General features: G+C 45.5%; 20 protein-coding genes. 15 read left to right on the forward strand and 5 right to left on the reverse strand.

Going from position 1 to position 22583, the window contains the following annotated elements; genetic code table 11:
• Positions 1-94: 94 nt before the first annotated feature.
• The 6 genes from hemE (at position 95) to mscL (ending at position 6458) form a co-directional block, all read left to right on the forward strand.
• Complete coding sequence (gene hemE, locus AC3IRK_RS03835) at positions 95-1141, forward strand: uroporphyrinogen decarboxylase (protein ID WP_131503869.1); 1047 nt, start codon at positions 95-97, stop codon at positions 1139-1141.
• Positions 1138-2070: a ferrochelatase gene (hemH, locus tag AC3IRK_RS03840; protein ID WP_131503870.1), complete on the forward strand. Its 933-nt coding sequence runs from the start codon at positions 1138-1140 to the stop codon at positions 2068-2070. Before hemE ends, hemH begins: the two co-directional genes overlap by 4 nt.
• Entirely contained in the window at positions 2060-3484 is a 1425-nt protein-coding gene (gene hemG, locus AC3IRK_RS03845) for a protoporphyrinogen oxidase (RefSeq protein WP_131503871.1), read from the forward strand. The genes hemH and hemG overlap by 11 nt, the downstream gene beginning before the upstream one ends.
• A gap of 136 nt (positions 3485-3620) precedes the next feature.
• Positions 3621-5081 carry a cardiolipin synthase gene (cls, locus tag AC3IRK_RS03850; protein WP_489170419.1) on the forward strand — a complete coding sequence of 487 codons (1461 nt, stop codon included), beginning with the start codon at positions 3621-3623 and terminating at the stop codon, positions 5079-5081.
• A gap of 73 nt (positions 5082-5154) precedes the next feature.
• Complete coding sequence (locus tag AC3IRK_RS03855; RefSeq protein WP_255508424.1) at positions 5155-6048, forward strand: Cof-type HAD-IIB family hydrolase; 894 nt, start codon at positions 5155-5157, stop codon at positions 6046-6048.
• Positions 6049-6068: 20 nt separating this feature from the next.
• The gene (mscL, locus tag AC3IRK_RS03860) at positions 6069-6458 is read left to right on the forward strand and encodes a large-conductance mechanosensitive channel protein MscL (protein WP_114596495.1); all 390 of its coding nucleotides are present in this window, start codon (positions 6069-6071) and stop codon (positions 6456-6458) included.
• A gap of 54 nt (positions 6459-6512) precedes the next feature.
• Here the strand turns inward: mscL and AC3IRK_RS03865 are convergent, their stop codons facing one another.
• Positions 6513-8687 carry an ATP-dependent helicase gene (locus tag AC3IRK_RS03865; RefSeq protein WP_489170420.1) on the reverse strand — a complete coding sequence of 725 codons (2175 nt, stop codon included), beginning with the start codon at positions 8685-8687 and terminating at the stop codon, positions 6513-6515.
• A gap of 226 nt (positions 8688-8913) precedes the next feature.
• On the opposite strand from AC3IRK_RS03865, the gene AC3IRK_RS03870 reads away from it, so the two are divergent.
• Positions 8914-9408: a GNAT family N-acetyltransferase gene (locus AC3IRK_RS03870; protein WP_131503874.1), complete on the forward strand. Its 495-nt coding sequence runs from the start codon at positions 8914-8916 to the stop codon at positions 9406-9408.
• Between the two features lie 68 nt (positions 9409-9476).
• Here AC3IRK_RS03870 and AC3IRK_RS03875 read toward each other — a convergent pair whose 3' ends face one another.
• The 3 genes from AC3IRK_RS03875 to AC3IRK_RS03885 all read right to left on the reverse strand — a co-directional run bounded on the left by AC3IRK_RS03875 (position 9477) and on the right by AC3IRK_RS03885 (position 13155).
• Entirely contained in the window at positions 9477-10937 is a 1461-nt protein-coding gene (locus AC3IRK_RS03875) for a sucrose-6-phosphate hydrolase (RefSeq protein ID WP_489170421.1), read from the reverse strand.
• An 89-nt stretch (positions 10938-11026) separates the two neighbouring features.
• Positions 11027-12625: a sensor domain-containing diguanylate cyclase gene (locus tag AC3IRK_RS03880; protein WP_131503876.1), complete on the reverse strand. Its 1599-nt coding sequence runs from the start codon at positions 12623-12625 to the stop codon at positions 11027-11029.
• A gap of 44 nt (positions 12626-12669) precedes the next feature.
• Positions 12670-13155, reverse strand: a complete 486-nt coding sequence (locus AC3IRK_RS03885; RefSeq protein ID WP_214854192.1) for a GNAT family N-acetyltransferase — start codon at positions 13153-13155, stop codon at positions 12670-12672.
• Between the two features lie 148 nt (positions 13156-13303).
• Between AC3IRK_RS03885 and AC3IRK_RS03890 the strand changes: the two genes are divergently transcribed.
• Together AC3IRK_RS03890 and AC3IRK_RS03895 are read left to right on the forward strand one after the other, a co-directional pair.
• The gene (locus AC3IRK_RS03890; protein ID WP_131503878.1) at positions 13304-14221 is read left to right on the forward strand and encodes an ABC transporter ATP-binding protein; all 918 of its coding nucleotides are present in this window, start codon (positions 13304-13306) and stop codon (positions 14219-14221) included.
• Positions 14199-14942: a DUF2705 family protein gene (locus AC3IRK_RS03895; RefSeq protein WP_131973256.1), complete on the forward strand. Its 744-nt coding sequence runs from the start codon at positions 14199-14201 to the stop codon at positions 14940-14942. The genes AC3IRK_RS03890 and AC3IRK_RS03895 overlap by 23 nt, the downstream gene beginning before the upstream one ends.
• 58 nt (positions 14943-15000) lie before the next feature.
• On the opposite strand, the gene AC3IRK_RS03900 is transcribed toward AC3IRK_RS03895, so the two are convergent.
• A complete protein-coding gene (locus AC3IRK_RS03900) occupies positions 15001-15627 on the reverse strand; it encodes a YczE/YyaS/YitT family protein (protein ID WP_131503969.1) in 627 nt (208 codons plus the stop codon).
• Between the two features lie 174 nt (positions 15628-15801).
• On the opposite strand from AC3IRK_RS03900, the gene AC3IRK_RS03905 reads away from it, so the two are divergent.
• The 6 genes from AC3IRK_RS03905 to lplA all read left to right on the forward strand — a co-directional run bounded on the left by AC3IRK_RS03905 (position 15802) and on the right by lplA (position 22535).
• Positions 15802-16365: a glycerol-3-phosphate responsive antiterminator gene (locus AC3IRK_RS03905; protein ID WP_026833733.1), complete on the forward strand. Its 564-nt coding sequence runs from the start codon at positions 15802-15804 to the stop codon at positions 16363-16365.
• 191 nt (positions 16366-16556) lie between these two features.
• Positions 16557-17381, forward strand: a complete 825-nt coding sequence (locus AC3IRK_RS03910) for an MIP/aquaporin family protein (RefSeq protein WP_131503880.1) — start codon at positions 16557-16559, stop codon at positions 17379-17381.
• A 34-nt stretch (positions 17382-17415) separates the two neighbouring features.
• A complete protein-coding gene (gene glpK, locus AC3IRK_RS03915) occupies positions 17416-18906 on the forward strand; it encodes a glycerol kinase GlpK (RefSeq protein WP_131503881.1) in 1491 nt (496 codons plus the stop codon).
• A 133-nt stretch (positions 18907-19039) separates the two neighbouring features.
• Positions 19040-20695 carry a glycerol-3-phosphate dehydrogenase/oxidase gene (locus AC3IRK_RS03920; RefSeq protein ID WP_131503883.1) on the forward strand — a complete coding sequence of 552 codons (1656 nt, stop codon included), beginning with the start codon at positions 19040-19042 and terminating at the stop codon, positions 20693-20695.
• A 136-nt stretch (positions 20696-20831) separates the two neighbouring features.
• Complete coding sequence (locus AC3IRK_RS03925; RefSeq protein WP_214854189.1) at positions 20832-21515, forward strand: DsbA family oxidoreductase; 684 nt, start codon at positions 20832-20834, stop codon at positions 21513-21515.
• A 30-nt stretch (positions 21516-21545) separates the two neighbouring features.
• Positions 21546-22535, forward strand: coding sequence for a lipoate--protein ligase (gene lplA / locus AC3IRK_RS03930; RefSeq protein WP_131973253.1), 990 nt, complete (start codon positions 21546-21548; stop codon positions 22533-22535).
• The last annotated feature ends 48 nt before the right edge of the window (positions 22536-22583 follow it).

Genomic DNA, 22583 nt, shown 5'->3' on the forward strand with positions numbered 1-22583 from the left:
GCACACCGTTCTGAATTTCAGATATAATGTTTCTGTGTTCACAAACTTATCGTGCGTTATTTTGGGGCGTTAGAACGAGTATAAAGGGGTAGTTATGATGAAAAAATTTAATGATACATTTTTGCGGGCCATTCGTGGCGAAGAGGTAAGCCATGTACCGGTCTGGTATATGCGACAAGCAGGTCGGTATCAAGCGGAGTATCGTGAAATCAAGAAGACACGGACACTGTTTGAGATTACACATGATCCTGAGTTATGCGCATATGTCACAGAACTACCAGTGAAGCAGTTGGGAGTCGACGCAGCGATTCTCTATAAAGATATTATGACGCCATTGCCTTCGATGGGTGTCGACGTAGAGATTAAAAGCGGCATTGGTCCTGTCATTGCAAATCCGATTCGGACAATGGACGATGTTCAAGCGCTCCAACCATTCAAAAAAGAAGATATTCCCTACATTTTCGAGACGATTAAACTGTTGCGTGAACGTCTCGAAGTGCCGTTAATCGGTTTTTCGGGGGCGCCGTTTACATTGGCCAGCTATATGATCGAGGGTGGTCCGTCAAAAGGCTACCATAAAACGAAAGCATTGATGTATGGTCATCCTGATGTATGGCATGCTTTAATGGAGAAACTCGGAGATATGGTCATCGATTATATCAAAGCACAAGTCGATGCCGGCATCCAGGCATTCCAAATCTTCGATTCGTGGGTTGGTACGACGAGCCGGAATGATTATGTTCTGTATATCAAACCGACGATGGAGCGTATTTTCACGGAATTGAAAGAAACGGGCGTTCCGATGATCATGTTTGGCGTTGGAGCAAGTCATTTGGCGGAAGAGTGGCACGATCTGCCGCTGGATGTCGTCGGACTCGACTGGCGGTTGTCGGTAGATGCAGCACGTGAACGCGGACTGACGAAAACCTTACAGGGAAATCTTGATCCATCTTACCTGCTTGCCCCATGGGAGATTCTCGAAGCAAAAACAAAAGAAATCCTTGATATGGGAATGAAACGTCCCGGTTTCATCTTTAACTTAGGACATGGAATTTTCCCGGAGGTGGATCCGGAAGTCTTAAAACGTCTCACTGCATATATCCATGATTACTCGAAAGAAAAAATGGAGGTAGCGAAATGAAAACATTAGGATTACTCGTCATGGCGTATGGTACGCCGTATAAACCGGAAGACATCGAACGTTATTACACACACATCCGTCGTGGACGCAAACCGTCTCCAGAAGCATTGGCTGAACTGACAGAACGGTATGAAGCAATCGGTGGTGTTTCACCACTGGCGCAAGTCACGATTGATCAAGCGGAAGAATTACACCGCCAATTGTCGGAAAAATATGCGGGTGAAATCGAATTCAAGCTGTATTTGGGTCTGAAGCATATCGAACCATTCGTCGAAGATGCTGTAGAACAAATGGCGAAAGACGGCATCACAGAAGCAGTCACTGTCGTACTTGCACCGCACTACTCGACGTTCAGCATCCGTTCATACAACGGTCGGGCGAAAGAAGTGGCAGATAAACACGGCATTCATTTGGCTTCTGTTGAGTCATGGTACAAAGAAGAAGCGTTCATTGACTGGTGGGGTAAAGAAATCCGGAAAACGTTTGATGCATTACCGGTACCGGAAGAAAAAGCGGTCTTGGTCGTGTCCGCACACAGTTTACCGGAAAAAATCATCGCGAACGGTGATCCGTACCCGGAACAATTAAAAGAGACAGCAGACCTGATTGCGGCACGTGCCGGTGTCAAACATATGATCACAGGCTGGCAATCAGCCGGACAAACGCCAGAACCTTGGCTGGGACCAGATGTACAAGATTTGACGCGTGACGTTTATGAAGCAAAAGGGTATGAAGCATTCGTCTACGTTCCTGTCGGATTCGTTGCCGATCACTTGGAAGTCCTGTTCGATAATGATTATGAGTGTAAAGTCGTCTGTGACGAACTGGGTATTCATTACGCACGTCCGATTATGCCGAATGCAGATCCTGCCTTCATGAGAGCAGTCACCGAGGCTGTTTCGAAACAGGTCGGCAGTTATGTCAAGTAAACGTCTCGTCATCGTCGGCGGTGGTATTACTGGTCTTGCCGCTGCCTATTACGCAGAACGTACTTTTCCCGATTTGAACATCACATTGCTTGAAGCTGGAGAACGTCTGGGCGGAAAAGTCGCGACGTATCGAGAAGATGGTTTTACGATTGAACGCGGACCGGATTCTTACGTCGCCCGAAAACATATTTTGACGGATTTGATTGAAGCAATCGGACTGGGTGAAAAACTGGTCCGAAATAACACGTCCCAAGCATTTATTTTGGATACGGGTGGCCTTCACCCGATTCCTAAGGGTGCGGTCATGGGAATTCCGACGGATCTTGATCTGTTTCGGGAAACGACGTTACTGACAGAACAGGAAAAACAGGAAGTCGCTGACTTGTTGTTGCATCCGTCGGAGGAGTTAAGGATTCCGGAACAGGACATTCCGCTCGGAGAATATTTACGTCCGCGGCTCGGGGATGCACTAGTCGAAAAACTGATTGAACCGTTGCTGTCCGGTATCTATGCCGGTAACATCGATCAGATGAGTACGTTTGCGACGTATCCCCAATTCGTCGCGAACGAACAAAAAGCCGGTTCATTGTTTGAAGGGATGCGTTTAATGCGTCCGCTCGATCAATTGCCGCAGACTCCGCAAACAACAATCAAAGCGACGGGACAGTTTTTATCGCTCGAAACAGGACTTGAATCATTGATTGAACGATTGGAAGAGATGCTCGAACGTTCGGAAGTGCGGCTGGAAACGCCATTGCTTGAGATTTCACGTGAAGACGGACGCTACCGGTTGAAAACGGATCATGGTCCGGAGTATGCAGATTACGTACTCTTGACGATTCCGCATCCTCAAGTCGTCAAATTGTTGCCGGATGCCCACTTGCCGGAGCTTGAACAGTTGACGACGCACTCGACGGCGACGATTACGATGATTTTTGATCAACAAGAGTCGTTACCGATTGAAGGAACAGGTTTTGTCGTCAATCGACGGGCACCGTACTCCATCACGGCCTGTACGGCGATCGATCAAAAATGGAATCATTCCGCTCCAAATCATACGGTCCTGCGTGCATTCGTCGGTCGACCGGGCAATGATCATTTGGTTTATGAATCAGATGAAGTTCTGCAACAAGCTGTGTTGCAGGATTTAGAGAAGATTTGTGGACGGGCATTAGAACCGAAACAAGTCATCATCAGCCGGTTGGTAGATGGTCTTCCTGCATATACAGTCGGTCATGCCGATCGAATTCAGCGCGTCCGGGAGGAAGTATTGGCACAATATCCCGGCATTTATCTCGCAGGACTTGCCTATGACGGGGTAGGATTGCCGGATTGTGTAGCCAGTGCAAAAACAATGGTTGAATCAATTGAATTGGAACAATCCCACGCGGATGAATCCGTCAATGAATCATAAAATCTTATCCAGTGCAGGAAACTCCATCTTTTTTAGGAGTTTCCTGCACTTTTTTGTTTTATTTACTTTGAAAATAAGGAATACCTTATACATTGCAGCGGGAAAAGGTGACAGGTAGAACAAAGGAGGAGATCCAGTGCTTGACGTGTTGAGTACGATGCTCGTCATATTGGCTTACGGCTTGATTATCATGAATTTATTGGCGGTCGTCACCGTTATTTTTTTGGAACGACGAGACATTGGCGCAACATGGGCATGGGTTCTGATTTTGTATTTTGTTCCGTTGATCGGGTTTCTGATTTATTTATTTTTTGGACGTCTCTTGAAAAAAACAAATTTTTATCACGTCGAACAAACGGAAAAACAAGAACAATCACGACGCGTGACGCTTCAATTAACCGAATTGGATAAATTCGAGACACAACAGCGTCATCCTGCTATCGTCCGGTATGACCAACTGATCCGGATGAATTTAGTGTCGAACGATGCGTTGCTCAGTTTTAAAAATGAGGTCGTCATTTTATCGGACGGTGAGCAAAAATTTAATCGGATGATGACCGACATCGTAAATGCGGAACACGAAATTAACATCCAGTATTACATCATTCAAAAGGATTCGCTTGGACAAGCGTTAATTGCCGCTTTGACACATAAAGCGAAACAAGGAATCAAAGTCCGGTTGCTCTATGATGCGGTCGGCTCCCGTGATTTGAAACGGTCCGACTTTAAGGAATTGATGAAATACAACGGGGAAGTGTTCGCTTTTTTTCCGCCGACAATCGGTTTGATCAACTTCCGTCTCAACAACCGAAACCATCGGAAGTCATGTATCGTCGACGGGAAGATTGGTTATATCGGCGGCTTTAACGTCGGAACGGAGTATTTAGGGATCGACGAAAAATTCGGCTACTGGCGCGACACGCATTTCCGGTTAGAAGGAGAAGTCGTCCATGATCAACTGGACCGGTTCATTTTGGACTGGAATCAGGCCAGTGACAGCTATACGGCAAAAAATGCTTTTTATTATGGCGCCCATTCGATTGAACAGGAGCTGCCGATGCAGATTGTGACGTCGGGTCCGGATTCAAAAACGGAACATCTCAAAAATCTGCTGATTAAAATGATTTCATCCGCGAAAGAATCGATCTATATCCAGTCGCCCTATTTCATTCCGGATACCAGTTATATGGACGCCTGCAAAATGGCGTTACTGGCAGGTGTCGAAATCCGAATTATGATTCCGAACAAGCCGGACCATCCGTTCGTCTACTGGGCGACGACAGCGGCAGCAGGGGAACTAATTGATTATGGAGCAAAAATCTATACGTATGAACCTGGATTTCTCCATGCGAAAACGATTGTCGTCGATCAGGAAATCGCCTCCGTCGGAACGACGAATATCGATGCCCGGAGCTTCAGATTGAATTTTGAGATGAACTCGATCGTCTACGATCAGCATGTTGCAGAAGAACTGGCCCGTCTGTTTGAAGCAGACTGTCTCGTCTGTGAGCAACTGACGGCTGAAAAATATGCGAAACGTTCCCGACTCATTAAGTTTAAAGAGAGTATTTCCCGATTGTTGTCTCCGATCCTTTGAGCGGAATCAAAAGGGTCGGAACAGGAATATCATGCTGAAAATGGTATAGTAAAATGGAAAAAGATAAAGGAGAGTGAACGTTTTGGCAAAAGCAATCAAATTATTGATCTCAGACATGGATGGTACGGTGTTATCCAGTAAACAGAAAATAGAACCGGAAACGATTGCAGCCATTGAAGCTGCAAAAGAACAAGGCATTGATTTTGCGATTGCGACAGGACGAAACTACTTAAATGCAAAAGAATTGACGGATCAGGCAGGGATCACATGTCCGATCATCGCGTCGAACGGAGCGCGCGTTTTGACCGTTGACGGGGAAGAACTGAGTGCGACGACGCTGACAACTGAGCAAGCGCAACAAATTTACGGCATCATCAGCCAATACGAAGTATTTTTTGAGATGTTTTGTGACCAAGGTCTCGTCACGGCACAAGGATCAACGATTGACGCCGCCTATGATTCGCTCAAGGAAATGAGTCAGGAAAGCGACCGGGCAAAGGATGTGCTCGACTTTTTCCACAATCGTTATTACGTCAATGAAGATGTCAAGATGATTGATGGATTCCGCTCATTCATTCGTAACCAAGCAGGGCAGGTCTTTAAGTTCATTTCCTTCTCTTTTGATCAGGAGTTGATGAAAAAGATTTGGAAAGAAATCGAACAAAAAGTGGACGGAATTTATGTGACGTCGTCCGGTCATGACAACATTGAAGTCATGGCACTTGGTGCCGATAAAGGAACAGCGGTCAAAACACTGGCAAAGCACCTTGGAGTGTCAATCGAAGAGGTCGCCGTCATCGGGGACAACTTAAATGATGTTCCGATGTTCAAAGTCGCCGGAATGGCGATAGCGATGGGGAATGGTCATGACGACGCAAAAGCGATTGCGCATCAAGTGACGAAAACAAATAATGAAAATGGGGTCGGCTATGCGATTCGTCAGTTGGCTGATCGGGCATGGACGTAACAAGAGAGGGGTAACAGGCATTGTTCAAAGCGTTTAAGGAGTTTGCGTTTCGCGGAAATGTCATTGATTTGGCAGTAGGGGTCATCCTCGGGGCTGCCTTCAGTGGCATCATCAAATCTTTGGTCGACAGTATCTTCATGCCGTTGATCGGCATAATCATCGGTGGAATTGATGTCAAAGGATTGTCCGTCGAGGTCGGAAATGCTAATTTGTTATACGGTCAATTCCTGCAAGCGAGCATTGAGTTCATCTTGATTGCATTTGCCTTGTTTTTGTTTGTGAAAGGCATCAATGCTTTTCGTCGGAAAGAGGAGACGACGGAAGAAGTCGCAGCTCCGACGACGGAAGAAAAACTGCTTACGGAAATCCGTGATGCACTGGTCCGTCAAAATGATGAACGCATGACATGATCAACAAAAGACTCATTTTCCACTGGAGCTCGTCCGGTGAAAAATGAGTCTTTTTTAAAGAATCGTTATCAGATGATTTTCGGAACAGACTTGGAGGGACAGTTGCTTATCGATGCCCTTATCAAACTGAATCTCGAGAACGTCGTCCATCAAATGAACAATCGTTCCCTCGCCGAAGGATTTATGACGAATTCGCATGTTCTTCTCGACGGCAAGAAGCGGTCCTGCCGGTGTATCGTTCAAACGCGGAGCATAGCGGGCTTCTTTTTGTGCCTTTTGATCCGGATTGAGAATCTGTCGGATATTTGCGATGAATAAGGATTCTTCGACCGGCTTTGACTTATACCGGTAAGACAAAAGATGAAGATCGTGCCGTGCCCGTGTCATACCGACATAAAACAGGCGGACTGCTTCTTCCATTTCTTCGAGTTGTCCGTCTTTGTAAGATTTGATGTTATCAGACGACGGAAGAACACCGTTGATCAGATCAATCATGAAGACACGATCGAACTCAAGTCCCTTGGCACTGTGGAAAGTCGATAAGGTAACGGCATTTTGATGTTTATTGGACTTCGCTTGACGCATTAATTGTTCGAGATGCAAAATCCGTTCTTTAAAGGCAAGGGACGTCGGAAGATCACTTGCAACATTTTCAATCGTATTGAGCATTTCAAGTAAAAAATCAATGCTGAATCCAAGACTGTCACTCATTTTTTTCAGGTTTTTTTCATAGCCCAGTTCATTACGAATCAGTGCCAATGCGGCAGCAGGACGGGCAGTTTGCATGGCAGCAAAGACCGATTTAATGGTTTTGAGTTGTTTTTTTTGATAAAACTTCATCTCGACATGATGAAGCAACAAATCAAACACGTTTTCTCCGTTCCGTAATTCGTACAGACGCTGTAATTGAACTTTTGAGATATACCCTGCAAATTTCGTATGAATTTTCGCCAAAACATCCACATCGGAAGGGTCGTTTGCCAATTCGATGAAATGTAAGATATCCTTTAAAACCCAATGGCTAAAGAATTTATGGTCGACGTCCTTGATATAAAAAGGAATGCCGGCTAGATCAAGAGCATTCATGATGTTTATCGAGGACGAATTATTACGGTATAAAATCGCTACTTCTTTAAAATTCGTTTCCTCACGTAATTGACGAATGACATACCGCGTTTGGTCTTCGTACGCCGGTAACGTTTCAACGGTGATGGCACGGGACGACGGATTTTCCGTATACATTTTCTTCGGGTAACGGACCTTATTACGCTGAATGAACCGATTGGCGGTCTCGACGATTTCTTTAGAGGAACGATAGTTTTGTTCCATGTACAATACGGTCGCATCGGGATACGTATCTTTAAAGTGGATGATTTTTGATACATCCGCACCGCGCCAGCTGTACAGCGTTTGATCATCGTCGGCGACGACACAAAGGTTATTGTGAGGCAGTGCCAGTTTTTCGACAAGTTGATGCTGAACTAAAGACGTATCCTGACTTTCGTCCGTTAAAATATACTCAAAACGCCGTTGGTACGATCTAAGCAGTGCGGCATCTTCTGACAGAATCGTATTGGCATACGTCAACATGTCATCAAAGTCCATCAGCGGATGGAGGGGATCCCGCAGTTTAAATTGTTCATAAGCTGAGTAAATCTCCGGAAAATGTTTAATGGTCGTTTTTAATGTTTCAACATCCTTCGTTACCAATAACCGATTTTTAACGAAAGAAATCATTCGCAGTAATTCATCCATCTGATCTTCCGTAATGACGCTCCGGTTAATTTCTTGGAAAATCCGGCGAAGAATCATTCGTTTATGCAACGGCTGTTCCGGACGATGTGTTGCCGATTTTTCAACGGCTCCTTCGATAATCGTATACTGAAGGCGACGTGTTGCCGCATAATCACGGACGACTTGAAAGGCAAAACTATGGATCGTCGAAAAGGAAGCCGTCGTCCCGATTAAATGATGAAACCAATCATGAAAACGTTCTGCCATCTCATGAGCAGCGGCTTTGCTGAAAGTTAATCCTAAAATAGACCGGGGATTCACCTTTTTTTCGAGAATCAAATAGGCAATTTTAAAGTTCAATGTTGTGGTTTTTCCTGAACCCGGGGAAGCGAGTAATAGGAGCGGACCTCGATCGTGCTCAATCGCTTGGCGCTGGACAGCATTTAGTTTGGTCCCGGTTTCCATCTCCATGCGTTCAAAAAAGTCTGGGGACATCGGTTTATTCACCTCTTACCTTTGTAAACTCAATTTTCTTTTCTTAGTTTAGCATTTTCAGCCGGACAATTGATTAAGTCTACACAAGAAGTGGAATATAAGTAAAGATAAAATCTTTTACAGGAACGTTCCTGAATCATTGGCTAAAACATCTAGAACATGTAAAATGGAAATAGATGTAAGGGGAGTGTTGGGTCTCCTTGACTAATGGAAGGCGGAAAAAAGTATGTCTCAAGTAAAGCTGTTTATGTATACCAATGAACATTATGAACAATGTGATGCGTTTATTCTTCCGGAAGAACAAATCCAATTTACGACATTTCCGACCGAAGTCGTGTCGGAAGCGGTAAGTAATCCGGACAAGTTTCCGGTCGTCATAAAAAAAGAGATGGAAGTCGTCGGATTTTTCATCCTGCATTTAAATCCACCGAAAACATACCGGACAGATGAACGCAGTGTCCTGTTGCGGGCTTTTTCGATTGATGCAAGACATCAGCAACAAGGCTATGCCAAAGAAGCAATGATGCAATTACCTGCATTCGTGAATGAACATTTTCCAGAAGTAACGGCGATTACGTTAGCGGTCAATAAAAAGAATATCGCGGCAAAATCCTTGTACTTTAAAACAGGTTATGTGGACACGTTACAATCTGTCATGGGTCCGATTGGCGAACAACACATATTAGCCTTTGATCTTCAAAAAGAAACAGCTCCTCAATAAAAAGCACATTCCACAGCTGATCTGTGAGGAATGTGCTTTTTTTGCAGGAATAAAAAAGAATCAACGGCTTACAGGCTGTAAATGGCCAGCTGAGCCGTCGCGTCACCTGTCAGAACGATGCCTTGGCTCGTCGTTTTCGGGAAAATCCGGGCGGAAGCAATGGCTTCCCCGTCATTTAGAAATACTTCGATTGACGAACGATCAACGAACACCCGTAAGGTATGCAATGGTTCGGTCAATACGGTAGAACGAGTCGTACCATATTCGAGTGCTGGCACCTCTGCCCCTGATAATGCGCGATCAATGGTAAATCGATTCGTTTGTTGATCGTATCGCAGAACGGTTTCTTCCTGCTCGCTGACCCGAAGCTTCACTTCCAATTGGTCGGAAGAAAGTTGCAACTGGGACAACTCGAGCTCGAAAATTTCTGCTTGTGCAGGCAGGACTTCACGGACCAACTTCAGTTCCTTTTCGTACAACGTTTCTTTACGGAGTGACGTTAGTTCCTGAACGGGTTTTTGACGCAACTGCTGATTTTCGAGTGTCAGTTCTCGCGGCAACGTCAAACCGTGTGCCCAGTTATAACGGTCGCTTGGATACGAGATGTCAGGTAACCCCATCCAGCCGACAAGAATCCGGCGTCCGTCTGCTGCAAGTGTCGTCTGGGGAGCATAAAAATCAAATCCGAAATCAAGTTCCACAAAATCCTCATGTTGGAAAGCAAGCTCGGGAAGGGCGAGTGGTTGTCCCATCAAATATCCCGACTGGAAGATGTTTTGGTAACGATCTCCTGCGGGAGCAATCCCTTGCGGACTGAACAGTAATAGTCCTTTTCCGTCCAGTTCAAAATAATCAGGACATTCCCACATGTAACCGAATTGATCGTAACGGGTGACGAGTTCGCCCATCAAGGTCCAGCTCTCCGCATCTTCGGATTGATACATTACTGTGCAGCCGGTCAGATCGTCACGTTGAGCCCCGATGATGCAATACCATGTACCGTGATGCTGAAACACTTTAGGGTCCCGGAAATGCTCGGTATAGCCGTTTGGAACGGTTGGAATGGCAGGCGGCAGATGCTTGTCAATCCGGCCGTCCGAACGAAGGTGACCAACGATTTGACTCGTGTGTCGCTTCCAATCTGCATCCCGTTTGTTTCCTGTATACATGATATGGACCTGATCATTTTTAATGAAACCACTTCCGGAGTAAGCACCGTGTGAATCAGGATCATCGTTTGGAATAAGGGCTGCTCCCTCATCAAACCAGTGCACTAAATCCTTTGAAGTCATGTGGTACCAGTATTTCAATCCGTGAACGGGGCCGAGCGGGAACCATTGGTAAAAAAGATGATACGTGCCGTTGTGATAAACAAATCCGTTCGGATCGTTCAACAAACCGGTTGGGGGTTGAATGTGGAAAGAAAACCGCCAAGGTGAGTTGCGTACTTCTTCTTTCATGAGTTGATACACTTCCGGTGCAAGATCGGAAAGCGGGCGATAGCGTGCTTCGCGTGTCCACTGATTCATGTTGTCAGCTCCTTGTTGTAAGTAGTTGGGGATTGCTTCTTCTATGCGTTCACATTACGGAGAAGCGGTGATCTTGTCAATGAAGCCTCTTAATGATGGAAGGTCAAGCATCCTTTGCCCCGGTGTTTGGAATCATACAAAGCAAGATCCGCACGGTGAATGACTTGTTCGATCGATTCTTCGGTCGAACGAACGGCGACTCCGATGCTGGCTCCAATAAACAAAGTTTGTTGATTCAGAAGATACGGATACGAAAGCGTGTGGATGATGTCCTTGCCGTACCGGTCGATATCTTCCGTCGAAATCTGTTCGTTGAGGATAATCAGAAACTCATCCCCGCCAAGCCGTGCCGTAATCCCTTCATAGCGTAAGGATTTTTGAAGACGGTCGGCAACTTCGATTAACAATAAATCACCCATCGCATGACCATACTGATCATTGATTGCTTTAAATCCGTCTAAATCAAGATACAGGTAAATCTGATCATGCGTTTTACGAGACAGTTCATCCAGATAATCAGATAAACCATTCCGGTTCGGCAGTCCGGTCAAAGCGTCATGAAGGGCGAGTGACTCGTAGGTCGTTCGTTCTTGCTCGGTATGGGTCAATTTCGTCGTCAGTTCGCGTAACGCGACGGACAGTACTTCTATCTCACGAATCCCGGTATGTGACGGAATCGATTTTGATCGATCGTGTTGCATGGCTTCTGCTGCCTGCGTGATTTTCTTTAAGGGGCGAGTCAACAATCGGGCTACGAACCAACCGATGATGGCTGTCAGCAAAGAAGCAATCAATCCGGCAATCAAGATGTAATTTCTCAGAGTGCTTGCATCTGAAAAGGCAACTTGACTCGGTTGGCGGACGAGAACGGTCCAGCCGAGACCGTCGTAGTTTTTATAGCCTTTACTTTTGGCGACACCGGTTAAGTATTCCTGCCCTTTTTCCCAGTCGGAAATCCGGTATCCTTTTTGATTTCCGGCTAACCAGGCAGACGGTAAGTTTTTCCCGCGCCACTGTTTCGGACCGAGAAGGACCGTCCGGTTTTGTTTACTGACGATGAAGAATTCGACATCTTTAATCTGTGCGGTAGAACTTTGGAAGCTTTGTTCGATTTCCTTGGCCCATTCAAAGCTGAGATGTGCGGCGAGGACGCCACTCATTTTTCCGTTTATAAATAGCGGTGTGCTGATATCGACGAACTGTAACGGTTCGCCGCTCGGGTTGGGAAGTAATTTGGCCAGTAAAACAGCATCATGCACATCTCCGATAAACGGTTTTTTTTGTGCTTCCTGAAAGACAGGACGCGCTTTGATTGATTGACCTTCTAGAATTTTCCCGGTCGATGCAACGACTTGTCCATCAGGATCCATGACGCCAATCCATGAAAAGTCAGGGATTTGTTGTTGCAACTGTTCAAGCGTATTGCGTGTTTCAGCCGGATTTTGTTCGTCACGAATCGTCGGTAACGTCCGTAAGACGTTGACTTCAGCGGTACGGGACCACATATAGTGATCCAGTTTATCGGATAACTGATAGGCAGTGGCAGACAAAGTCGTTCCTACTTCATCCTGTAGACGGTCTGTTGCACGATTGCTGATTAAAAACGTCAAGGAAAGTGTCATGACGAAAAAAAGACCGGCAATCAATAAGGCGAGTAAAACATCAAAACGGATAGAAAATTTCTTCATAATAAACTCCAATTCCATTAATGAGATAAACAGGATTCTTCTCATTATTTTAGCATACGATCATCGCATGATTTCATTTTGATGAAAACTTCGACGGGTTGATTGTGATTGGATATTCCATATCGTTCGAAGCGGAAACCGAGATCTTCCCAAAAGCGACGTCCTGATACATTTTCAGGTAGGACGGCTAGACGAATGACAGGACAATCATGTAAATACTGTTCGTGGAAAAGACGGAAAATCATCGAACCGATGCCCTGGCGATGAAGCCGTTCGGGCATTAAAAACAACCCGATCCAGGTGGAATGATCGGTTAGGTGTTCCGGTAAATAATCGATGAGGGCAAGTATATCTTCCCCGTCAAGACAAAGGAGGCTAATCGTATCGTGATTTAAAAATTCTGCTTCTAATTCGTGTTCTGATAAAGGAAGTAATCGACCTTCCAGTTGAACATAGTGCGGGTGTTCAGCATAGATGGATTGAATGGTTGGAAAATCTATTTTTGTCACAGGAACAAATTGAAGTGGCATCAGGGTTCCTACAGTTAAATAGAGTAGTGAACATCTTTTAGTATACGATTTTGAATTGGAAATGGATTACATAATTGTAAGGATAGGAACTTTTTTACGTTGAATCACGTACACTGAAGTAAGAAGAACAGCAAGAGGAGGAAAAAAGATGCTGAAAATTGAACACGTATCAAAACGTTTAGGCAAAGAACAGATTTTAAAGGATGTCAGCTTTGAAGTGTCGCCAGGAGAAGTGTTTGGATTTCTTGGACCAAACGGGGCAGGGAAAACAACGACCATCCGAATCATTACAGGACTAATGGAACAGGATGAGGGGACAGTCACCGTCAATGGTTTTGACGTCGTCCATGAACGCTCAAAAGCATTGACACAAATCGGTGCTATCGTCGAAAATCCGGCATTCTACACCTACATGACGGGCAAGCAAAATCTTGTTCATGCCAAGAATCTGATTCCGGGTCTGACTCAGGTTGACTATGAGGCATTAGCGAAACTCGTTGGTCTTGAAGGAAAACTGTCGAAAAAAGTCGGTGAATATTCACTCGGGATGAAACAACGTCTTGGAATTGCCCGGGCCTTGTTACATAATCCGCGAGTTTTGATTTTGGATGAACCGACGAATGGACTGGATCCGGCCGGGATTGCCGAACTGCGCGAATATCTCCGGGCAATGGCACGCGAGCAGGATATTGCGATTTTGATTTCCAGCCATATGTTAGGTGAGATGGAACAAATCAGTGACCGGTATGCGATCATCGACCAAGGGGTCATCAAATCGGTCGAGTCTGTCCGAAATGAGACGGGAGCCAAAATCATGATTCGTGTTCCGGAAAATAACGTACGCGACGTCATTGAAGCATTGCGGGTTGCCAACTATCCGGCCGAACGCTTGAACGATAAAATCGTCATCACGGCACCTGAAACCGAGACACCGGCTATCGCCCGATTAATCGTCCCGATTGCTGATTTACATGAACTGACTGTAAAACGAATGACACTGGAAGAACAATTCTTGCAAGTGACGAAAAAAGAGGGGGATTCACATGCTTTCGCTCATACAAAATGAATGGATGAAATGGTGGACGATGAAAAAATCAAAAATCGTCTTAGCTCTATACGTCGTTATCGTCGTTGGACTTGTCATTATTACGAAAATGAATGATTTTGACATGACGCGCAGTGATTATTATACGTTGGTTTCGACAATTTTATTCGGCTTGCTTGGCATCATTACGATTGTCTTCACGGCGGAAACCGTTGGGAATGAAGTCCGCTACGATACGATGAAACACCTATTGATGAGTCCGTATTCGCGGATGATGATTTATTTTTCAAAGCTGTTGTTCTCAATTTTAGTCATGCTTGGACAATTCATCTTCATCGCGGTCATTACGTACGCTGCTTCGTTTGCCTTTTCTGAAGCCGGTGACAGCATCCAGTGGCGTGATACCGTGTTGTCGCTCGTTAGTCCGGTTTTCACAATTTTCATGACGTTATTCTTCTCACTTATCTTCCGCTCTGTCGGGATGATTATCGGCTTCACCGTGCTCGCCCAGTTCTTTACGTCGATTGTCGGGAATGTGTTACTCGCCTTCAAACCGGAAATCGCGAAATGGATTGTTTTGATGCATTTGGACTGGTCGATGTACTTCAAAGGCGCCTTGACATATGGAACGGCAGAACCGATGGGAACGACATTGACGTTTTCTGTCATCTTCGTTCTGGCACACATCTTGGTGTTATTCGGCGGATCAATTTTGATTTTCCAAAAAAAATCATATCTTTAAATCTAAAAAAAATCCTGTCTCCACTGTGACATTCACAGCGCGGACAGGATTTTCTGCGTCAGGTGACACGACGGGTGATCGGAAATGTCTTTTGGAAAAATTCAATCAGTGGACCATTTAACAACAGAAAGACGAACGTTCCGACACCGATCCCAATCAATTCGTGTTCGACAAACGACAAGATGCTGGCAATCAAAAATGGAATCGCCAGGCTGACCGTTGCACCAATCGAAGTACTGTTGAATCGGCTGATCAATGATTTCATCAAGTAATCGGGCGGCATCAGGACGAAACCGATTTGCAGATACAGGGCAAGTCCGAGCGAAATCAACGGCATCCCGATGATCATATACAAAATACGCGCCCACAAGGCGACCGGTGTATAAAGGAGCTGGTGAATCGATAAGAAGAAATCAATCGCTGTCCCGAACAGGACGACAAGGGAAAAACTAAGTAAAATCGTCCACCAACTGAAACGGCTGCCAAGGAGTAAAGCACTGATCAGCGCAAAAACATGCAGGACGACGATGGCGAGTCCGACGGTCAACGGCGAAATTCGGGCTAACGCTTCACTGGCAGATGTCCACGGGGCGCTCCCGATGGCGGCCGTGACCATGAAGCTGTTGCCGAGGGCGTTAATAAGGATGGAAAATAAATAAATGATGATTCTTTTTTGTTGACTCATGCGAGGCACAGGGGAAAAGCTTCTCCCTATGCTTCTCACCTCCATTTCAAATCAGTATCGTTAAGCTATACCCTAATTTAATCGTTCTTTTCATTTGTTTTCATAAAAAGAGGATTGCGGAAAACATTGCGGAGACGACATACTAAGAACAAATCAAAGAAATGAGGACGCTATATGACGTACTTTGGTCAAAAGATTCTACCGTCTGTAAGAAAGTTGGAAGACTTTGAAAAAATGTTGAAAAGTCCTTATGAATACGGTGTACTACTCGAGATGCACGTCTCGCGCTTAAAGGCCGTTTATGAATTGGCACACCGGTATGATAAAAAAATGTTTTTGCATATGGATTTAGTCCAAGGGTTAAAAAACGATGAATTTGCGACCGAATATGTCTGCCAGGAATTAAAGCCATATGGGGTCATATCGACAAAAGCGAGTGTCATCTTAAAAGCCCGTCAAAAAAAGGTCAAGACGATGCAACGGATGTTTTTACTTGATTCCAGTTCGCTTGAAAAAAGTTATCATCTGATGGAGCGGACGCAACCTGATTATATCGAAGTATTACCGGGATTGATGCCGAAGTATATCGAAGAGGTCAAACGAAAAACCGGCAAACTGGTATTCGCGGGTGGATTGATTGATACCGTTGAGGAAGTAGAACAGGCAATCGCGGCTGGAGCATCGAGTATTACGACATCCAATAAAGAGTTATGGAAATACTTTGAACCAAACAAATGAAAACGCTATGATAAAGATCACGTAAATCGTTTGACAGCGTTTTCATCGATTGTTATAGTGAAAACAAGTTGATACGAAGTGACGGAGAAATCGGAGATTCACGCTTTCATGCTTTTTGAGAACATTCAAAAAGCCGAGGCGCGAATCTCTTTTTTTTGTTGCTTTTTTCACATACAAAGGGGGAAATACGTATGTCACCGGTACTAGCAGAATTTTTAGGAACAGCGCTTCTCGTAGCATTCGGGAATGGTGTCGGAGCAGGTGTTACATTAACCAAATCCTACGCAAAAGATGCCGGCTGGATCGTCATTACGTTAGCCTGGGGGTTTGCGGTAGCGCTCTCTGCCTATGCGGTGGGTCAATTCAGTGGCGCCCACTTGAATCCGGCCGTAACACTTGGTCTTGCTTTTGACGGATCATTTGCATGGGCGGACGTTCCGGGATACATCGTGGCACAAATATTAGGTGGAATTGCCGGAGCGAGTATCGTATTCGTTCATTACTTACCGCACTGGGCAGAAACGAAAGATCCGGCGGCAAAACTGGGTGTTTTCGCGACATCACCTGCGATTCCACATACATTTGCGAATGTCATGAGTGAATTGATTGCGACATTTTTGCTCGTCATTGGAATTTTATCGATTGGAGCCAATACGTTTTCAGACGGTCTGAATCCATTGGTTGTCGGTGTCTTGATTGTCGGTCTCGGAATGTCATTTGGGGGGACGACAGGATACGCAATGAATCCGGCACGTGATTTAGGTCCGCGAATTGCGCATTTTATTTTGCCGATTGCAGGAAAAGGTTCTTCTAACTGGGGTTATGCCTGGATTCCGGTACTTGGTCCGGTTCTTGGTGGAAGTCTCGGTGGATTGTTTTACCGATCTGTCTTCTCCGGGAAAGATACACCGGCATTTGTGATTGTCGGACTTGTGACAATCATCATATTAGGTTTATGCTATAAATTCGGTGTTCGTCCGAATAAATCAACGTCAGTGAAGTCGAAGTCAGCTTAAGCTTAACTTACTAGATACAAAGGATGGGGAAGAGATGGAGAACTACATTTTGTCATTAGACCAAGGAACAACGAGTACACGGGCGATTTTATTCAACCGTTCTGGAGAAATCGTTCATTCCGCACAACGTGAGTTTACGCAGTACTTTCCAAAACCGGGTTGGGTTGAACACAATGCTAATGAAATTTGGGGAAGTGTCCTTGCAGTTGTTGCAACCTGTCTAACGGAAGCTAACGTTAAGGCGACACAAATCGCCGGAATCGGTATCACAAACCAACGGGAAACAGCAGTCGTCTGGGAGAAAGAGACTGGAAAACCGATTTATAATGCAGTTGTCTGGCAATCGAGACAAACAGCTGAGATTTGTGACGAGTTGCGGAGTGCCGGTCATGCCGAACTATTCCGTGCAAAAACAGGTTTATTGATTGATGCCTATTTCTCCGGAACAAAGGTGAAGTGGATTCTTGATCACGTTGAAGGTTCACGGGAACGGGCTGAACGTGGTGAACTATTGTTTGGAACAATTGATACATGGCTGATTTGGAAGTTGTCAGGCGGTAAAGCCCATGTCACGGATTACTCCAATGCCAGCCGGACGTTGATGTATAACATCCATGAACTGAAATGGGATGACGAATTACTTCAGCTTCTCGATGTTCCAAAAGCGATGCTTCCTGAAGTCCGTCCGTCTTCTGAAGTTTATGCCCATACAGCTGGCTATCATTTCTTCGGTGAATCAGTTCCGATTGCCGGTGCTGCCGGAGATCAGCAGGCTGCTTTATTCGGTCAAGCTTGTTTTGAAAAAGGAATGGCGAAAAACACGTACGGAACGGGCTGTTTTATGCTACTGAACACAGGCGACAAAGCTGTGACATCGGAACACGGTCTCTTGACGACCATTGCGTGGGGAATCGACGGAAAAGTCCAGTATGCGCTCGAAGGCAGTATTTTTGTGGCCGGTTCAGCGATTCAATGGTTACGGGATGGTCTTCGCCTGATTAACGATGCGAAGGAAACAGAAGCTTACGCGACACGTGTGACTTCTTCAGACGGTGTTTACGTTGTTCCTGCCTTCGTCGGTCTCGGGACACCTTACTGGGACAGCGATGTCCGTGGTGCAGTCTTCGGTCTGACGCGCGGAACGGAAAAAGAGCACTTCATCCGGGCGACACTTGAGTCACTCGCCTATCAGACGCGTGATGTCTTGACGGCGATGGAACAGGATTCCGGAATCGAAATGTCTGCCTTACGTGTCGACGGCGGGGCCGTCAAAAATGATTTCCTCATGCAATTCCAGAGTGATATCATTCAGGCACCGGTCGAGCGTCCTGAAATCAATGAGACAACGGCTCTTGGCGCGGCGTATCTCGCTGGTCTGGCTGTCGGATTCTTTGAAAACCAAGAACAGATTTCGGCGCATTGGAAGATGGATCGTCGCTTTGAGATGAACATGGCGGAAGCGGAAAGCGAAGATCTTTACGGTGGATGGAAAAAAGCTGTTCAAGCGACGATGTTGTTTAAATGATGTGACATATGTTATAGTAACAACAAGTTAATAAACCGGTCGGAGAATATGGAGAGACCACAGCAACAGTTGACACCGTCAGTCTGTTTGTTGTGGTCTCTTTTTTTTCGAACCTAAACAGGAGGAACTATTCATGGCAAACCAACAATTTTCAAGCAAAAACCGTGCAGAGGTCTACAATCGATTAACGCGTGAAGAACTCGATCTACTTGTCGTAGGTGGAGGAATCACGGGGGCAGGAATCGCTCTTGATGCTGCGTCACGTGGCATGAAGATTGGACTCGTTGAGATGCAGGACTTTGCAGCGGGAACGTCAAGCCGTTCAACGAAATTGGTACATGGTGGTTTACGTTATTTGAAACAATTCGAAATCCAAATGGTTGCCGAAGTCGGGAAAGAACGGGCAATCGTGTATGAAAACGGACCACACGTTACGACACCGGAATGGATGTTGTTACCGATGCATAAAGGCGGTACATTCGGACCGTTCAGTACGTCAATCGGATTACGTGTTTATGATTTCCTGGCAGGCGTTAAACGTTCAGAATGGCGTTCAATGTTGTCAGCCAAAGAAACATTGGCAAAAGAACCGCTTGTAAAACAAGACGGTCTAAAAGGCGGCGGTTACTACGTCGAGTACCGGACAGATGACGCCCGTTTAACGATCGAAGTCATGAAAGAAGCGGTTGCTCACGGAGCACGTGTCGTCAACTACACGAAAGCGGAAGAAATTCTGTATGAAAACGGAAAAGTCGTCGGAATGCGTGTGACGGATCTTGCGACAGGAGACGTACATGAAATTCGTGCGAAAAAAGTCGTCAACGCAACGGGTCCTTGGGTCGATGAATTGCGTGAAAAAGACGGTTCGAAAGTCGGCAAACAACTGCGTTTGACAAAAGGGGTTCACGTCGTCATCGACCAGTCAAAATTCCCGCTGAAACAAGCTGTCTATTTCGATACACCGGATGGCCGGATGATTTTTGCCATTCCACGTGACGGAAAAGCGTATGTCGGAACAACGGATACGTTCTTTGACAAAGACACATCACATCCGAAATTTACAGTCGAAGACCAGGAATATGTTCTCGATGCAATTCATTACATGTTCCCTGAAGTGAAAGTGACAGCGGAAGATGTGGAATCAAGCTGGGCCGGTGTTCGTCCATTGATTTATGAACAAGGAAAAGACCCGTCTGAAATTTCGCGGAAAGACGAAGTATGGCAGTCTGAATCCGGTTTGATTACGATTGCCGGCGGAAAACTGACAGGCTACCGTAAAATGGGTGAGCACGTCGTTGATCTCGTCGCCAAATTATTAAAACAAGAAACAAACCGTGCCTATACACGTTGTGCGACAAAAAACATGCCGATTTCAGGTGGCCATGTCGGAGGGGCAGCCGGGTACGCGAAGTTCTTGAAATCACAAGCACCGGCAAACGGATTAACATCAGAAGAAGTGTTATTCCTTGCGAAACGATACGGTTCGAACATACCGGTCGTTCTTGAATATGCGGCATCGTATGATGCGGCGGAAACAGAATTACCGCGTGATGTCTATGCACAGCTTCATTACGGAATCAACCACGAAATGGTGGCACGTCCAATCGACTTCTTCATCCGTCGGACCGGCGCCGTCTTCTTCGATATTGCTTGGGCACGTCAGCATAAAGAAGCAGTCATCAAAGAGATGGCCCGTCACTTGAACTGGACAGCTGCACAAACAGCAGAATATACAAAAGAACTTGAGATCGAAATTGAGGACGCAGCTCACGCACTCGTCACAGAATAAATACTTGTTCGACAAAAACTCCTTTGCTTTCGGCGAAGGAGTTTTTACTGTCCTATGAAATCAGATTCATTGCAAGCGAACGCCCGGGCGATTATGCTAAACATACATGATAACTACATGAAGGAGATGGAACACGATGAAAGTTGAAGTCTGGTCAGATTATGCCTGCCCATTTTGTTATATCGGTAAGAAACGTTTGGAAAAAGCGATTCAGGAGAATGGAGCGACAAACGTCGAAGTTGAATTTAAAAGTTTTGAACTCGATCCGTCAGCACCGGAAACACCAACGATGGGATTGTACGAAATTTTAGCATCAAAGTACGGGACATCTGTTGATCAAGCTCGATCGATGTCGCAAGGTGTCGTCGATGCGGCGAAAACCGATGGTCTGTTCTATGAGATGGACCGCGTTGTTCCGGCAAACACATTTAAGGCTCACCGCCTGACTCAACTTGCGAAAAAGCATGATAAAATGGATGAAGTATCAGAAGAGTTATTCCAAGCTTATTTCATGAATGGTGAGAACTTAAACGACGATTCGATTTTGATGCGCATTGCGACTACTGTTGGACTCGATCCAACAACGGTAGAAACCTTCCTCGCATCTGACGAGTCTTCCGATGAAGTGCGTCAGGAAGAAGATATGGCTCGTGAACTCGGTGTGACCGGTGTGCCGTTTTTTGTATTTGACCGGAAATATGCCATTTCAGGAGCGCAGCCTGTTGAAGCATTCAGCCAAGTATTGGACCGGGTGCAACAAGAACAAAAAGTAGAAATCGTAGCTGAAGGTGATGCCTGCGGAGTCGACGGCTGTAACTAAATTTGATTGTTAAAGGAGTACATGAAACTTATGAAATTCATTTTCCATCCAGATATCCACGATGCACGGATCAATCTTGCTGTCGAGGACTTTATTTTGAACAATTTAAATGTCAGCGAAGAAGATTATTTCCTGTTCTACATCAACGGTCCGTCGATTATTGTCGGTAAAAACCAAAACACGAACGAGGAAGTCAACTTAAAATATGTTGAGGAAAACGGCATTCATGTTGTCCGTCGTTTATCAGGCGGTGGTGCCGTTTACCACGACCTCGGAAACCTGAACTTCAGTTTCCTGACAAAAGATGATGGAGATTCGTTCAATAACTATAAAAAATTCACGGAGCCGGTCGTAAAAGCACTGCACAAATTGGGTGTCGAAGCAGAGCTGTCCGGTCGTAATGACATTCATGTCGGAACCCGGAAAATCAGCGGAAACGCCCAGTTTACGACAAAAGGCCGGATGTTCAGCCACGGTACATTGATGCTTGATTCAAACATTGAGGAAGTTGTCAATGCGTTGGTCGTCAGTGAAGAAAAAATGCGTTCAAAAGGAATTAAATCGGTCCGCAGCCGGGTCGCAAACATCTCTGAATTTTTAACAGAGCCGTTGACGATGGATGAGTTCGTCGAACATCTCCTTGAATCGATTTATGAAGGAAAAGAGATGGAACGTTATGTCTTGACGGACGAAGACTGGGCAAAAGTCCATGCGATTTCAGCAGAACGGTACGGGAACTGGGATTGGAATTTCGGTAAATCACCGAAGTTTGATGTGATCCATAAAAAACGTTTCCCGATTGGAACGATTGATTTCCGCTTGAATGTGAAAAAGGGAGTCATCGAAGAAGCGAAAATTTACGGCGATTTCTTCGGAGTCGAGGATGCCGAGGAAATCGCACGGGCATTGGAAGGCAAACGGTATGACCGGTCTTCGTTACGCGAAGTCTTGAGTCAGTACGAATTAAAGAAATATTTTGGTGCCGTGGAGCTGGACGAAGTGCTTGACGTTTTAGCATAAGCTTTTTTGGGAAAACTCTCTCTATCAACTTGCATAGGGGGAGCTTTT

It is taken from the genome of Exiguobacterium sp. GL_137, assembly GCF_057834585.1.